General features: G+C 42.4%; 12 protein-coding genes. 7 read left to right on the plus strand and 5 right to left on the minus strand.

All coding sequences use genetic code 11. The annotated features are described in order from the left end of the window. Positions 1 to 108: 108 nt before the first annotated feature. A complete protein-coding gene (locus ABDW32_RS02575) occupies positions 109 to 687 on the minus strand; it encodes an RNA polymerase sigma-70 factor (RefSeq protein WP_343559050.1) in 579 nt (192 codons plus the stop codon). Positions 688 to 754: 67 nt separating this feature from the next. Between ABDW32_RS02575 and ABDW32_RS02580 the strand changes: the two genes are divergently transcribed. From ABDW32_RS02580 to ABDW32_RS02595, 4 genes are all read left to right on the plus strand, one after another. Further along, complete coding sequence (locus ABDW32_RS02580) at positions 755 to 1,771, plus strand: FecR domain-containing protein (RefSeq protein ID WP_343559051.1); 1,017 nt, start codon at positions 755 to 757, stop codon at positions 1,769 to 1,771. Between the two features lie 57 nt (positions 1,772 to 1,828). Continuing rightward, complete coding sequence (locus tag ABDW32_RS02585; RefSeq protein ID WP_343559053.1) at positions 1,829 to 5,131, plus strand: SusC/RagA family TonB-linked outer membrane protein; 3,303 nt, start codon at positions 1,829 to 1,831, stop codon at positions 5,129 to 5,131. An 11-nt stretch (positions 5,132 to 5,142) separates the two neighbouring features. Continuing rightward, entirely contained in the window at positions 5,143 to 6,672 is a 1,530-nt protein-coding gene (locus tag ABDW32_RS02590) for a SusD/RagB family nutrient-binding outer membrane lipoprotein (RefSeq protein ID WP_343559055.1), read from the plus strand. Positions 6,673 to 6,773: 101 nt separating this feature from the next. Next, on the plus strand, positions 6,774 to 7,814 hold the full coding sequence (locus ABDW32_RS02595; protein ID WP_343559057.1) for an endonuclease/exonuclease/phosphatase family protein: 1,041 nt from the start codon (positions 6,774 to 6,776) through the stop codon (positions 7,812 to 7,814). Between the two features lie 89 nt (positions 7,815 to 7,903). Here the strand turns inward: ABDW32_RS02595 and ABDW32_RS02600 are convergent, their stop codons facing one another. From ABDW32_RS02600 to ABDW32_RS02610, 3 genes are all read right to left on the minus strand, one after another. Continuing rightward, positions 7,904 to 9,217, minus strand: a complete 1,314-nt coding sequence (locus tag ABDW32_RS02600; protein ID WP_343559058.1) for a HAMP domain-containing sensor histidine kinase — start codon at positions 9,215 to 9,217, stop codon at positions 7,904 to 7,906. A 171-nt stretch (positions 9,218 to 9,388) separates the two neighbouring features. Next, complete coding sequence (locus ABDW32_RS02605) at positions 9,389 to 9,532, minus strand: hypothetical protein (RefSeq protein ID WP_343559059.1); 144 nt, start codon at positions 9,530 to 9,532, stop codon at positions 9,389 to 9,391. 111 nt (positions 9,533 to 9,643) lie between these two features. Next, complete coding sequence (locus tag ABDW32_RS02610) at positions 9,644 to 9,901, minus strand: hypothetical protein (protein ID WP_343559061.1); 258 nt, start codon at positions 9,899 to 9,901, stop codon at positions 9,644 to 9,646. Between the two features lie 320 nt (positions 9,902 to 10,221). Here ABDW32_RS02610 and ABDW32_RS02615 point away from each other — a divergent pair, with 320 nt between their 5' ends. Beyond that, positions 10,222 to 10,557, plus strand: a complete 336-nt coding sequence (locus ABDW32_RS02615) for a nuclear transport factor 2 family protein (protein WP_343559063.1) — start codon at positions 10,222 to 10,224, stop codon at positions 10,555 to 10,557. A gap of 36 nt (positions 10,558 to 10,593) precedes the next feature. Here ABDW32_RS02615 and ABDW32_RS02620 read toward each other — a convergent pair whose 3' ends face one another. Beyond that, complete coding sequence (locus ABDW32_RS02620; RefSeq protein ID WP_343559065.1) at positions 10,594 to 13,005, minus strand: TonB-dependent receptor; 2,412 nt, start codon at positions 13,003 to 13,005, stop codon at positions 10,594 to 10,596. A gap of 392 nt (positions 13,006 to 13,397) precedes the next feature. On the opposite strand from ABDW32_RS02620, the gene ABDW32_RS02625 reads away from it, so the two are divergent. After that, the gene (locus ABDW32_RS02625) at positions 13,398 to 13,829 is read left to right on the plus strand and encodes a hypothetical protein (RefSeq protein WP_343559067.1); all 432 of its coding nucleotides are present in this window, start codon (positions 13,398 to 13,400) and stop codon (positions 13,827 to 13,829) included. A 113-nt stretch (positions 13,830 to 13,942) separates the two neighbouring features. Then, complete coding sequence (locus ABDW32_RS02630) at positions 13,943 to 14,347, plus strand: hypothetical protein (protein WP_343559069.1); 405 nt, start codon at positions 13,943 to 13,945, stop codon at positions 14,345 to 14,347. Positions 14,348 to 14,396: the final 49 nt, after the last annotated feature.

Raw genomic sequence — 14,396 nt, forward strand, 5'->3', positions numbered from 1 at the left:
ATTTTGGGCTATCGACGGACACCGTTCCCGAGGACTGTCGGTTTAGAAATCTTATCAGGAACTTCCCCTGGGCTCAAAAAGCTTGGGGGATTTTTTTGATCGGGAAAATCAGAGGCGTAACATGGGATAGAAATAGGCCAACAGCGGCAGGTAATTCCTGAGGTCTTTCCTCAGGATTTTTAATGCCTGCTGGATGCGGTAATCAACGGTCTTGGGGGATACACCTAACTTCAATGCAATTTCTTTATAGGTCAGATGCTCAAACCTATTCAATTCAAAAGCCTCTCGGAACGAATCCGGGAGATTGTTGATCGCTCTATCGATCTTCTCTTTCAGTTCTTTTTCAAAATAAAGATCCTGGCCCGATTGTTCGAATCCAGTCAGTTGACTTAATTCATAAAAAGAACTTGCTTTGGTTTTTTCCTTTTTGATCGCTGTAAGACAACGGTTGCGTACCGCTGAAAACAGATAGTTTTTTAGGGAAGTGCTAAAATAGAGATTCTCACGGTTGTTCCAGAGCCATAACATCAAGTCCTGTACATTTTCTTGAGCATCAGCCAATTCTACATATTGCTTGCCGTAAGCCAATAGTGGGGCATAGTACTTTTTGAAAATAGACTCGAACGCGTATTTATCTCCTTTAACCAGATTTTCGACGAGGATCTCGTCGCCTAAACTCGTATTCATAAAAAAAATAAAAAAATTTTTAGGACATACTCCCCTTAAATAGTCATCCTTTAAAATCGTTGTAAAAATGCATAAAAATGATGAATATATAGAAACTCTGCTTTTGAATTTTATTAATAATAATTTATCGGCGGAAGAAGAGGAAATTTTGAGAAACTGGTTGCTAGAATCGGAAAGTAACCGGGAAAAAGCGCGTTCTTTTTGTGAGTTTTACCACCAAATTGATGCCTATACCACATTGGAAAGCACTGATACTGATTGGGCCTTTGAAAAAATGACTTCAGAGATCAGCGAATTCAGACCTGCTCGACGCTTAAATTATCTGCATATACTGCAGCGCGCTGCTGCGATATTGTTCCTGCCGCTATTGCTGGTTCAGCTTTACCAGTGGTATAGCAGGTCTGAGTCTGTAGCCTGGGTCACTATGCGCACCAATCCGGGAATGGTGGCTTCGATACGGCTGCCGGACAGTACAACGGTATGGTTGAATGCAAATACCGTGATCAGCTACCCACAACGATTCACTAAGGAGCGTCTTGTCAAATTGGATGGTGAAGCATTTTTTGACGTGACAAAAAATCCGAAAAAGAAATTTAGTGTACAGACTGCCGCTAATGCAGTCGTTGAGGTATTGGGCACCCGCTTTAACGTGGATGCCTACCATACAGACTCAACTGTGCGTACAACGCTCGAAGAGGGGCGTGTACAATTTAATTACCAATCTGATACTGGCCCCAAATCCTTGCTGCTAGAGCCAAGCCAAACCGTAGTCTATAACAAAAAAAACAGGTCGATTGTACCCAATGAGCTGAACGAAAAGACCCTGACCTCCTGGAAAGACAACCGGATTGTGCTCAACAACACAAGCCTGACGGAGTTACTGACCATTATATCCAAGCGCTTCAACGTCAAGTTTAATCTAAAATCACAAAAACTAAATGACGAACGGCTTACCGGTGTGTTTGATTCACAACAGCTGATCACCGTGCTGGAGCACATCAAGATATCTTCTCAGATCCAATATAATATTGTTAATGACGGTAGTAAAACCGATGGTTCGATTACCGTAGAACTCTATAAATAAGTCCTTCTTATCATGTGAAAAATAAAATTCTACTTATACAATTTATTAACCATTATCATGAACAAGTTAAGATTAAAACTGATCTTATTGGGGGTTGGAATCTCTGCATTCCAATTGGTCCAAGCACAGCAGAAGTCCCTGACTTTGTCTGTTAACAACAAAAGCATGCAGACTATTCTGGATGAAATTGAAAAGAAATCTGGCTTTCGGTTTTTTTACAACAACAATCAGATCGACACAAAACGCAGTTTTTCGGTCAATGCCAAAGGGGAGGATATCAATGCTGTGCTTGAGCGGCTTTTCAAAGGCACAGAAATTAACTACCGTATTATGGAAGGGAATATCATCCTTTCGGTAAGAGAAAAATCAACGCTGGCAAAATCGGACGGGCAGCAACAATTGATCACAGTCAGCGGCGTTGTACTGGACGAATCACAAAAGCCTTTTTCCGGTGCGACGGTCAGTCAGGGGGAGCGCAAGACAAGTACAGATCAACAGGGGAAATTTACAATCCGCGTACAAGCGGATGAAAATCTGTTCGTCAATGCAGTCGGTTTTGAAAGCGTGGAACTAAGTCCTTCGAATTCGCATACGCTTCGTGTCCAGTTGAAAGCAGGAAATAAAGCGTTGGATGAGGTAGTGGTTACCGCTTTGGGAGTGAAACGCGATCAGAAGGCATTGGGCTATGCCGTTCAAAAGGTTGGGGGAGCAGCACTTTCTTCAGCGAAAGGTGTGGATGTGGCAACTTCTTTGACCGGACGTGTGGCGGGTCTGAATATCAAAAACAGCACCGAATTTAATACTACACCAACAATTGAACTGCGCGGACGTGCTCCACTGATCGTTATTGATGGGGTAGCTTCGCAATTTGTCAGTCTACGTGATGTCCCGGCGGATGATATTGAAGATATCAGTGTATTGAAAGGGGCAACAGCCGCAGCTTTATATGGTAGCAGAGGCGGCGGTGGAGCCATCATGATCACGACGAAAAAGAGCAAAGGAAAAGGAATGGACGTGCAGATCAATAGCAGTACAATGTTAAATGCGGGCTATCTGCGGAGACCGGAGGTCCAAACATCTTACAGTACGGGCCAGGGAGGGAAATATCAACCGGGAAGTTATGTCTGGGGGGATAAACTGGATATCGGAAGAACAGCAAAGATTTATAACCCTTATTCCTATCAGCTGGAAGATACCGAATTGCGGTCTATCGGAAAGGACAACCTAAAGAACTTTCAACAACAGAGCTTTATCACCAATAATAATATTAGCATTTCTCAACGGGGAGAGAATGGTGGTGTCAGGGCTTCATTTACGCACGTTTATAACAAAGGCCAGTATGAAAATAACAAGCTGAACAAGATGACGTATGCCGTATCGGGTGATATGACCGCCGGTAAATTTAAATTTGAGGGCGGACTGAACTATAATAAGCGATACTATCCAAATATGGGAGCCACGGGATATGGTGGTGGTGGGATTCTTTACAACCTAACCGTCTGGTCGGGAACTGAATATGACATCAGGGACTATAAAAACTATTGGGTAGCTCCCTACGAAAAGCAGAACTGGATGGATGCTTCCTGGTATGATAATCCCTATTTTATTGCCAATGAGATTGTACATTCCAATGATTATAATATTTTAAATGGTTATCTAAATACGGAGTTTAAAGCAAATGACTGGTTGACGATTAATGCACGCCTAGGGTCAGATATGTATTCACAGCTTGATCAATACCGAAATCCTATTGGTGCTGTTGGGGGCTGGAACAAATTGGGGTATTTCTCGAATACCCGCCAGGGTGGTTACAGTGTCAATGGGGATTTAATGGCTACCGCAAAAAAGCAAATCAATCAATTTGCGTTTGAAGCATTCCTAGGAACTGGGTTAAATTATCGAAATAACGACAGCCAAAGCGGAGCAACTTCCGGCGGATTAACAATTCCGGGATTTTACTCTTTACGGGCTTCAGTAAATCCTGCTACTACGAGTTCAAGTTTAACACGCCGGCAAGAGAATGCAGTATATGGGCGGTTAACGACGTCCTGGAGAAACGCGATCTTTGTGGAAGTCACAGGCCGGAATGATTGGACATCTACACTGGATAAAAATAACCGTTCATTTTTCTATCCCTCAATATCGTCTAGTGCGGTATTATCGGATCTAATAAAATTACCTACGCTGTTGAGTTTCTGGAAAGTGAGAGGCTCATGGGTCAGAACAAAAACTCCGCCCGACATCTATGCCATTAATCAGCAATATGCAATTTCCAGTGATGTCTGGCAGGGGCTCGGGACTGCTGCGTATCCAACGGTCTTGAGGAACGCCTCGATTAAGCCGGTCACAATTGATACCTGGGAGCTCGGGACGGGACTTAATTTCTTGAAAAATAGGATACAGCTAGATGTTACCTATTATAATGCTTTAACATTTAATCAGCAACGTAATGCTGCAGTCAGTTCAGCTACAGGTTTTTCGCAGACTCAGATTAACATCAAAGAAGACTTACGTAGAAAAGGGATCGAAATTATGTTGGGCGCCGATGTAATAAGAAATCAGAATTTCAACTGGAATTCCAAAATCAACTGGTCGAGGGATCGGTATACTTATGATCGGGTGGATCCGGATTATTCAACAGATAAACCTTGGGTAAAAGATGGAGCACGATGGAATTGGGTGGCCGTGTACGATTGGGAAAGAGATCAGAACGGCAATATTATCCATTATGGCGGATTACCGAGAGCCAGTGCTTACCAGACCGTTGCCGGGTACAATGAGGCTGATTTTATCTGGGGCTGGTCAAATACTTTTTCCTACAAACAGTTTACATTGAATCTCTCTTTTGATGGACGTGTGGGCGGGATCACACATAGTGTGACCGACCAGGCGATGTGGAATTCCGGTAGTCATCCTGACAGTGATAATGAATATCGCTATGATATGGTAGTCAATGGTAAAAATAATTATGTAGGACAGGGCGTAAAAGTGGTGTCTGGCTCGGTAGACTATGATTCGTATGGTAACATCACAAGAGATGACCGGGTATTTGCGGCCAATGATGTACCAGTTTCTTATGAAAATTATCAAATGCGTATGGCTCCCTATATCGGTAGTCCAAGGTCCCAGTTTATGTTCTCACAGACTTTTGTCAAATTAAGGGATCTGAGTTTAGAGTACCGTTTGCCTGCTACCTGGTCGCAGAAAATTAAAGCAAAAAATACCTCTGTGGGGCTGATAGGCCAGAACCTATGGATGTGGACCAAAGACTTTAAATATTCGGATCCCGACGTAGGTTTGGATAACCTTAATTCGGCATCTATACGCTACATTGGTATGAATCTAAAACTTCAATTTTAATCCGCAGCATCATGAAACAAAAAATAAATAAATTATTTGTGCTTGTATTCGCTGTCAGCACAACTGTACTTGCTTCTTGCAACAATTTCGAAGAGATCAATACGGATCCGAATGGGTCAACTCAGGCATCTCGGCCATTGCTGGCTACGAATATTATACTGGAACTAACCTCAAGTAAAATGGGGAAACCGTTTTATGGCAATCAACTGCTGTCAAAAAGCCTGGCCTGGGGCGAAAGCGCTGATGGTGATCAGTATAATTATTTCGGCCGATCGGAATTTAGCGGCTATAGTACCGTTATCAATGGTAACAAAATGTTGGAATTAACAACGGAGGCATCCCGACCAGCGTATGAGGGGCTGTATTATTTCTCGAAAGCCTACCAGCTATTTTATTTGACCATGCAATTGGGAGATATACCCTACTCAGAGGCATTTCAGGGAGAGACTGGGGTATTGAAACCAAAGTACGATACGCAGAAGGAAGTACTTTTGGCAATTCTAAGTGATCTCGATCGGGCTTATGAATCATTTAATAAAGGGGTTAAACTGGATGGGGACCCTATTTTTAAAGGAGATCCGGTCAAATGGCGAAAGACTGTGCGGGCTTTTCAGCTCAAAGTATTGATGTATTTGTCTGTTAAGCAGGCCGACAATGATCTTAAAGTAATCAGCCGCTTTCAAAATTACATGAAATCAGATTTGATGACTTCGAGTTCAGACAACTTTCAGCGTACCTATGCCAATAACGCAAAGGAATATTATCCCATTTATTTCACCCGGCTTAACCATAATCCTTATGCAATGTTGAGTTACTTAATCGTCGATAAATTGAAGGAGAGCGCAGATAACAGGTTGTATTATTTTGCCAAACCTGCTAAAAGCGAAACAGATAAGCAGATACCGGCCAACAGTCCGGATGCCTATTTAGGCGTAGACCCATCGGTATCCTTTGATGTGATCAGCAAAAAGTGGTCTTCGGGTCAATTCTCAGGAATAAATGCGCGTTATACGCAATTGCCCAGTGGAGAGCCTGTTGTTAAGCTTGGTTATGCCGAACAGCAATTTATCTTAGCCGAAGCCGCATTGCGTGGCTGGATTTCAGGTTCGGCCAATAGCTATTATAATGAGGGTATTCGTGCGAGCATGGCTTTTGTAGCCGATAATACGCCGGATATGGCCGACTATCACCATAATAAGAAGATTGATGCTGCCAATATCCAAGCTGTGCAAAACCATCCGTCAAACCTTTTGAGCGGAAATTTTGAAACTGATTTGGAAAAAATTATTTATCAGAAATACCTATTGTCTTTTATGCAACGTGAGTGGGAGTCCTATTATGACTACAGACGCACAGGATATCCTAAATTTCCGATTAATCCAAATACAAATCAGAATATCACGAATACGAAAATGCCGATGCGCTGGATGTATCCAAACTCAGAATTTGATACGAATCGGGAGCATGTAGATGCGGCTATACAACGTCAGTGGGGTGGTGTGGACAATGTCGACAAACTCATATGGTTGTTACAAAAATAAAATAGGACTTATACCAAAGTCTTTGGATATTTGAAAAGGATACCTGTTTTAGTCCGCTGGAGCAGGTATCCTAAATTGATGAGTTAAGACATACCATAAAGATGAAACTAGGAAAATTTATCCTACTGTTGCTGCTGCTCAGCATCGCACAGATGCTGTCTGCGAAAGGGAAAACTGAACTTAAAGTTCTGCAGATGAATATCTGGCAGGAAGGGACGGTTGTGCCCAATGGTTTTGCGGCTATCGCGGATGAAATCATTGATAAAAATGCGGACATTGTGCTTTTCAGTGAGGTGCGAAATTATAAGGGAACAGACTATATTCAGCGTGTATTGGCGGCGTTAAAATCCAGAGGTGCAAGCTATTTTGGTAAGTCAAGTGATGAAAAACTGGATGTTGGGCTGATCTCCAAATTTCCGGTAGGAGAACAGCGCGCACTTTACGACAGAGACAGCGGAATGGGAGGTGTGCTGAAGAGCAAGATCAAAGTCGGTAACCGCAATTTTGTCTTCTATTCTTTACACCTGGATTATACCAATTATGCCTGCTATTTACCCCGTGGATATGATGGCGTGACCTGGAAGAAATTAGAGAACCCGATCACCGCGGTATCAGCCATTGTGGAAGCCAATCGCAAAAGCAAAAGGGATGAAGCAATACGCGATATTATACGCGATGTAGATGGGGAGGAGCAATCCCAGTCCTTTATTATCGCGGGTGATTTTAACGAGCCTTCGCACCTGGACTGGACGATAGCGACCAAGGATCTGTTCGATCATCGGGGCGCTGTTGTGCCCTGGGACTGTTCGGTGCTGCTGGAAAAGGCAGGATTTATCGATAGTTTCCGTCTGATGTATCCGGACCCTGTAAGTCATCCGGGTTTTACTTACCCGGCATTCAATAAGGATGTTCCTCTTGATAAGCTGGCCTGGGCGCCGACAGCGGATGATCGCGACAGAATAGACTATATCTACTATCGCAGCAAACCAGCACTAAAAGTGAAGGCGATGACGATTGTAGGCCCTGAAGAAACAGTAAAATATGCCAAAAAGCAGGACAAAGATAGCAAAGATGAATTTCTGCTTCCAAAGGGAGTATGGCCTACAGATCACAAGGCGCTGCTGGTCACCTTTGGCTTTTAGCCGATAAAAGCAAGGAATACCTTGCTTAAACGGAAAAGCGATCATAAAATAAGGCGAACATCGCATAGACCTAGGGGCACAGACTGGTTTTAACTTACGGTCTGTGCTTCTTTTTTTGCAGGCTGATTTCTTGCGGGAAATGATGGCAAACCAACGCTAAAAATTGAGCCTTTATGGGGTATACTCTGGATATCGACCATACCTTTGTTACGTTCGATCAGATCTTTGCAGAGGACAAGCCCTAGACCCGATCCGGGTTCGGCTTTCGTACCGAATGATTTATGCTGGGCCACATTAAATAACATTGCGGATTTGGAGGGATTAATTCCCACCCCCTCGTCCTGGATATGGATGTGGGTATGGCTTTCCTTCTCACTGCAATAGATACTTATCTTTCCGGCGACATAGCTAAATTTGATGGCGTTGCTGATCAGGTTGCGGAAGATAATGGACGCGTGGTCCCTGTTGGCAAAAATATGTGTGCCTTCGGGGATGTCAATCTCTATCCGGAGTTGTTTGGCCTGGATCTGATCGGCAAACAAGGTTATGATCTCCTGTATCAATGGTTTGATCGGGACCAATACAGCAGGACTGGTAACTCCACGCATACTGCTTGTGCCCCATTGCAAAAAGTCGTCCAGCGCCTGGTTTTGAAGAACAATCTGCTGATAAAGCTGTTGGATATATTCCCTGGATATCGTATTGTCGAGAATCTGGTCACGCAGCAGCAGGACCAACGCTTCTAAACTGGCCAAGGGGCTTTTGATATCATGGGCAACGATGGAGAATATTTTTTCCTTATCGCGGTTCATCGATTCCAATTTACGACGCTGTTCCTCGATCTTCTCCATATTGTTGTAAATAATCTGTAGGAAAGAATTGACAGCAATAACAATGAAGGCAAGCGCATTGCTGATATTGAAGATCAGCCTCATCCGGGGCACACGTTGGGTCACGGGAATAAGCGGTGGAAGGAAATAGAGCAGTGCGATGGAGCAAGCAGTGGCAAGACAGAAAACAATATGGATGCGACGATCGTCATAAAGCAACATCGAAGCAATCAGCGCACACAAGAGAAAGTACTCGCCTCCATTTTTAAATAATATGGCTCCCAGAAAAAAAAAGATAAAATTGCTGACCAATAACATGGCCTTTGCAAAATTATGTTTCCCATCATACTGCAGGAAAAGAACCGAAATAGAACAGATTGCGTTAGATAAGTTGATCGTGGATAACAGGTAACGTTTGTCCATGATATTAAGCACAAAAAAGCAAAGTGTGGGCAATAAACAAAGTATGGCAATCAGATTGACCATCTGTATCCTTTTGAGATTGACATAGGAAATATCCGGACGCGTACCGATATTCGTAAGTATGTTCCAATATCTTCGGATATACTTCATAATTTTATTTAATCTGCTAGTGAATATTAATCCGCTAAATTAACATAAATAAGGTGTTGTCGTGTGATACAGATAAAAAAATGTTCGCTATACTTTAATTTGCAGTAGGCTGGGTGCTGTCTCTGCTTATTTATTGGTCTGCAAATGATTTAAGACCCGGGTTGAAAGGCCTTAAATCAGTCCTGTATTCAGGAAGACCATTTTGATGTCCGAAGGTAAGTCGGCTGCCTTTTGGTCGGGCTCATATTGCTGACCGCTCTGGCGTTCGCATGCTGTCGTTGGGTGTTGTTGCAGGATCCACTCGAAGACAGCCATTTTATGGACGTGCGACCGTTTATGATAAAATGATCATTAAATGCCCTTATGCGACGGCAATGTTTTCAAAAGGACTCTTTCGCTACTTGATAATGGAGATATTGCCTAAAATTAACCCTTGCTGGACTGCCGGGATTTAATCTCCTGATTGATCTGCGCGTAATTCACATAGATCGGGATAAATAGGCAAAATAAGGAGGCAGGAATACCCGAAAGTGCATATTTCTTGGTTTTAAATGCCAGATAGACCAAAACCACAATGGCGACACACATTACAATACCAAAAGATAGCATGACTGCTGTGGATTTTTTTTTCTTTTTGTTTAACTCCTCGATGGTTAAATCGGATAATGCTTTATTTGCAGACATGTCTTAATGGGTTAGGATCTATTAAAAGGTTATATAATTGTTCTGTTCAAGACAAATTTAAATAAAATTCTGACCTGGGCAAGTTCTTTTTAAAAGTCGATTGTGCGGCATGGGAAAGGTCAGCTTTGCGAAAAAGGCCGGGTTTTGATGAAAAGTTAAACGTAGTATAAATGAAAAAAATCAAAAACGATCAAACGCTTAGGCCATTTTGTTGTTCTTTTAACTAAAGTAGATTTGGATGTGCTGAATTGCTGTTAAGCATTCAGCAGGACAGCAATCAAATTAGGAAATCGTATAAATAACCATTAAAACGCAAAAAGATGAAATCAGCAAAATACATTGTGCTCAGTTTTCTGGAAAGTCTGAACAAAGAAGATTTTACGGCTGCATATGAATTACTGGATAAGGACATGGTCTTTGAAGGGGTACTGGGAAGCAGGCATACTGCAGAGCATTATATTGCGGATATGAAGAAGATGAAGTTTAAATACAATATTAAAGAGGTGATGACAAACGGCAATCACGTCGCCATCTTCTATCATATCGATATGGGCGGAAAGGAAATCTTTAGTGCAGGCTGGTATCAGGTAGAAAACGAGCTGATCCTGAAGATAAAGGTAGTCTTTGACCCACGGCCGTTGCTAGAAGATAAATAGTAGCCCAGAAGTTTGTCGTTCTGGGCTTTGCTTAAGCTATTGGGCCCTTTGTTTGAGATCTTCAGCAGCCCCCGTTTTACGTGACTGACCTGATTTACTGGATCCAAAATTATAGCTATAGGACAAGGTCAGGATGCGGGGCTCTCTTCTGCTCTTGAAATTTTCCTCGTAATTATTATAGGCAGTCAGCCCCTTTCTATTATTGCTGTTGAACGCATCGGTAAGGGCGAGTTTCAGGCTGTTCTTTTCCTTAAATTTCTTTTGCAATCCGATATTGAGATTCCAATAAGGGGAAATACGGGCAAAGGCATACACCTCTGCCGCTTTATAGCTGGCTGCCAGTTCGGCGACGAAATTTTTACCCAGTTTAAGGGTATGGATGCTATTTATATCGACGGTAAAATTACCGATATTGTTAATCTGCGTTCCTGAAACATTGCCTGTATAGGAGCCATAATAGAAGTTGGCGTTGTTGTTTATATCCCACCAATTGGTCGGCTTGAGCGGCAGGATCAGGTTGAGTGAATAGTAGGCGGCTGATTTCAGGTTTTCTTCGGTCTGGACAGTGATATTTTCTCCATTTTCGAGAATGGGCTTGATGACAGTCGTGATGTTGTCGCTTATTTTGCTATAACTCAAGGTTGCTATGTATTTACCTTTGAAACTATAGGTCAACTCGTAGTTTTGTGATGTCTGCGCATTTAGATCGGGATTGCCAACGCGGTATGTCGTCGCATTGATATAGTACTTAAAGGGATTGAGCTGCTGGTAATTGGGACGGTTGATACGACGGCTGAGGTTAACTTCGAGATTATGATCTGCCGTCAACTCATAAGAAAAAACGATACTTGGAAATAACTGCGTGTAGGTCCGCTTATTAATTTGGTCGGTGGTTAGCTGTGTTCCGGTAACATTGGTGTGCTCTATGCGCAGGCCCAGTACAGTTTTCAGCTTATCCCATTTTTTCGAAACATTTCCATAGGCGGCATGGATGTACTCCTGGTAGATATAATGGTTGGACTTATTGCTGTCAGGTACTGCCGGTGATGTACTATGGTCATAAAACTTAATATCGTTATCTGATTTAACATAGCTCGTTTTAAAGCCGGCCTCCAGTTTGAGGCTTTTAGGAAGGATCTTGATCCAGTCGCTCTTTAATGCAAAGATGTTTAAATCACCGTCAGTCTTGCCCTTTAAGATATAGGGTATACCTATGGGGGCACCGCTATTGTCGCTGGTTTTGGTATCAAAACTTTGATTTGAGGCGCTGGTATAGCGAATGAAGTCGAAATCTGTGCTCAGTTCGGAACCGAGGGTATCCATCAGGTATTTATGGTTGAGGTTTGCGGAGATGTTTTTTGTGGTATTGACCGTCTGGCTTAGTGTAGCGGTATGGTTGATCGCTTGCTGATCAGGAGCCAACAGTGTTGTTTTGCTATCTCCGAGTGGTTTAAACACATTGCTTGTGAAGCTGACTGCTGCACCTATCAGGTTTTTGTCCGTCAGGTTGTAATCGAAGCCAATTTTACCGTTGTGGTTGCGGGAGCTGAACGTAAAGAAATTATCCTGAATGAATGTTTTCTCTAACTGACCGTCCTTGTAAAATCTTCGATCGAGCGTAAGTTCATTATATACCTTTCGGTAAGCAAAATCATAGTTGGCAAAGAGGTTGAGCTTATCGTTACGATGGTTGATATTAAAACTGTTGTTATTTTTAAGGTATCTCGCAGCACCTACTGCGGTAGAGAAGCTGCCATTAGTGCCTTTATTTGTCCCTTTTTTCAGCTTTATATTGATAATGGCTGTTCCGGCAGCATCGTATTTCGCAGAGGGGTTGGTGATGAGTTCGATTTTATCGATGGCCGATGCAGGGAGTCCGCGCAGGTAATTGGCGAGCTCCTCACCGGTAAGTGGTGAGTTTTTTCCATCAATCTGGACAAGAATATTGCTTTTCCCCCGCAGAATAATGTTGTTATTCCCGTCTACGGTAACACCGGGAGCTTTTTCAAGTACTTCCAGCGCCGATCCCCCCGTATTTTGAAGGCTACTTTCCACATTTAAAATCAATTTGCCGTCATGTCGTTCAATATAGGGGCGTGACCTGTTGATCACGACAGTTTCCAGCCGTTGTTCGTTGATCTGTATTTCCGGCAAGGAGATATCCTGCTGCGTTACCTGGATTACTTCGGAATTATAGAGATCTGCTTGCCCGCGACGAACTTTGATGTAATAGGCTCCTTTGGCAACTGCGTCAAAATGGAATTCACCCTGCTGATTGGGGAATTCGGTCTTGACGAGTCGGCTCTCCGTATTGAATAAGTGAATTTCCAGCGTGGAAATTTCTTTGCTCGCTATCTTTCCTGCTAATGTAAATTCACTTTTCGGAGCCTGTTGGGCTAGCAGCGCAGGCGCTGATAAACTCAGTAATAGGCTTATGAATGTCAGCAAAATTGATCTTTTTGTCGAATGGCTAAGCATGATCGTGCAGGGGTTCCGTTGAGTTCGCATTTTTTTATTTTATATCCACAGACATCGTATGTCTGCGCTGTTAGGTGTATGTCGCAATAGCTGACCATATGTTGCACATTAATTTGATACATGTAGAAATAGCGAGATAGCGTCTTCGTAGCAGAGAATTATGATTCGTTGGGATTCACTTAAGATTCGTCTAGCGACAAGCTAAAATTACTTGATATCTTTGATTTAGCTTGGTTCATCTGAGATTAAGCTTATCCAAGCATATATTGGAAAAAGTCTTTCGTTGAAAAATAATCAGATGGCAAATGTTTGTTAGCTATTTACAGATCATATGACAGAATGTTTTAAATAATCTCAGATAAATGCATATCATAGCGGAAATATTTATGGCCATACTATGCATTGGCATTGTCAGTTTAATTGCTGGCGTCTTGTTGATGTTGGTATATTTTGGACTTAAGGTTATATCGGCAAAAGGTTCAGGGAAAGACCCTTTTGAAAAGGTATTTAATTTAGCATATAATGTATTGCAAGTAGGTATGCTGATATTTCTATTGGGACTAGCGGGAACGTCGGTCTGTATGGCTATTGAGGGACTGAGAAAAGGCGAATATAAGTTGAGATTTAGCAGAACCGGAGGGGGCTATACAAGGATAAGTTGGGCTAAAAGACCGATTCGGTTTGCTTTTCAGACCATAGCCCATATCGGTTTTTCTAGTTGGCTGATCTATTTTTGGGTCAGACAAATACGATCTTTTTCAAGGAAGAAGGGATCCCGTAGCAGAAAACAGTGAGTTCTAAGCGGATATCAATGTCCGAAGATATTGGAGAGTTATGCAAGTAAAAGCAGTAGGGGACGAAACTGGTGTGCATATCCTCCAAGTAGCCTGGCTTATAGCAATGGGGAATGATTATGGACAATGAAAACAATGGTAGTATAGATCGAAATCATGGGAGGTACCGTTTTATGATAAAGAAAAGCATTGTTATTGGTTTAGCAACGATGACTATTATCATCTGTGGATGGCTCATCCTTGGTCTGACGAGCTCTTTGGACATTCCGTCCAATAAGAATGATCAGTTGGCAAGTGAGCAAAAATGGCAGGTGGATCAACGGACTGATATTGATTCCTGCGAAAAACAAATGATCAAAAATCAGATAGATCTGAAACGTATCAATGAAAGGCGTATTTCGGAGCAGGCTTTTCAAACACAACTATTCGCGCTTTTGATCATTGTATTTCAATTGATATTGATTGTTTTCGTAGTATTGATACGCTGGAAGCCTTATTCTTTACAAAAGACGCCCTAATATGAAATTATTGAAAATTATATTTGCGCTGCTGATCCTATTTGCCTGT

Source organism: Sphingobacterium sp. (genome assembly GCF_039596235.1).
Taxonomy (GTDB): Bacteria; Bacteroidota; Bacteroidia; order Sphingobacteriales; family Sphingobacteriaceae; genus Sphingobacterium.

Excerpts from the sequence above, each read along its gene's own strand:
- ABDW32_RS02575 (WP_343559050.1), bottom strand. The coding sequence starts at position 687 with ATGAATACGAGTTTAGGCGACGAGATCCTCGTCGAAAATCTGGTTAAA.
- ABDW32_RS02580 (WP_343559051.1), top strand. The coding sequence starts at position 755 with ATGCATAAAAATGATGAATATATAGAAACTCTGCTTTTGAATTTTATT.
- ABDW32_RS02585 (WP_343559053.1), top strand. The coding sequence starts at position 1,829 with ATGAACAAGTTAAGATTAAAACTGATCTTATTGGGGGTTGGAATCTCT.
- ABDW32_RS02590 (WP_343559055.1), top strand. The coding sequence starts at position 5,143 with ATGAAACAAAAAATAAATAAATTATTTGTGCTTGTATTCGCTGTCAGC.
- ABDW32_RS02595 (WP_343559057.1), top strand. The coding sequence starts at position 6,774 with ATGAAACTAGGAAAATTTATCCTACTGTTGCTGCTGCTCAGCATCGCA.
- ABDW32_RS02600 (WP_343559058.1), bottom strand. The coding sequence starts at position 9,217 with ATGAAGTATATCCGAAGATATTGGAACATACTTACGAATATCGGTACG.
- ABDW32_RS02605 (WP_343559059.1), bottom strand. The coding sequence starts at position 9,532 with ATGGCTGTCTTCGAGTGGATCCTGCAACAACACCCAACGACAGCATGC.
- ABDW32_RS02610 (WP_343559061.1), bottom strand. The coding sequence starts at position 9,901 with ATGTCTGCAAATAAAGCATTATCCGATTTAACCATCGAGGAGTTAAAC.
- ABDW32_RS02615 (WP_343559063.1), top strand. The coding sequence starts at position 10,222 with ATGAAATCAGCAAAATACATTGTGCTCAGTTTTCTGGAAAGTCTGAAC.
- ABDW32_RS02625 (WP_343559067.1), top strand. The coding sequence starts at position 13,398 with ATGCATATCATAGCGGAAATATTTATGGCCATACTATGCATTGGCATT.
- ABDW32_RS02630 (WP_343559069.1), top strand. The coding sequence starts at position 13,943 with ATGATTATGGACAATGAAAACAATGGTAGTATAGATCGAAATCATGGG.